Annotated in this window: 1 protein-coding gene; it reads right to left on the bottom strand. The window is 67.7% G+C overall.

Annotation, left to right across the window (positions count from 1 at the left end; genetic code table 11):
- Positions 1–320: IS110 family transposase (locus TBIF_RS15275; protein ID WP_024795644.1), on the bottom strand; the 320-nt coding region annotated here is incomplete at its 3' end.
- Between the last annotated feature and the right edge of the window lie 27 nt (positions 321–347).

The following is a 347-nucleotide window of genomic DNA, read 5'->3' as shown; positions in this document are numbered from 1 at the left end:
TGGTCCAGGTGCACCCGCGCGTCGGCCCGAGAGAGCGCCGAGCGTTTGATCGCCTCGGCTCCGCCCTCGTCCCGTGCGAGCGGCTTGAGGTCGAACAGGTCGAGCGCCTTGGCCAGCAGATGTGCGTCGATCACATCGGATTTATTCTTGCCGGCCACCGCGGCCCGCAGACGGGCGGAGTGCTTGGTCCCGATCAAATAGAAGCGGGCTCCCGCGGTGCCGACGGCGGCATGAATACCGACCCAGGTCATCGAGGTCGGCTCGGCGACCACATCGACGGGCACGCTGACGGCGGTGAGCATCCGGGTCAGGGCGTCCATCCCAGCGGCCGTGCTGGGAATGGTTGT

The organism is Tomitella biformata AHU 1821 (assembly GCF_000524475.1).
GTDB classification, from domain to species: domain Bacteria; phylum Actinomycetota; class Actinomycetes; order Mycobacteriales; family Mycobacteriaceae; genus Tomitella; species Tomitella biformata.
This window is presented reverse-complemented; position numbering and strand designations above follow the sequence as displayed.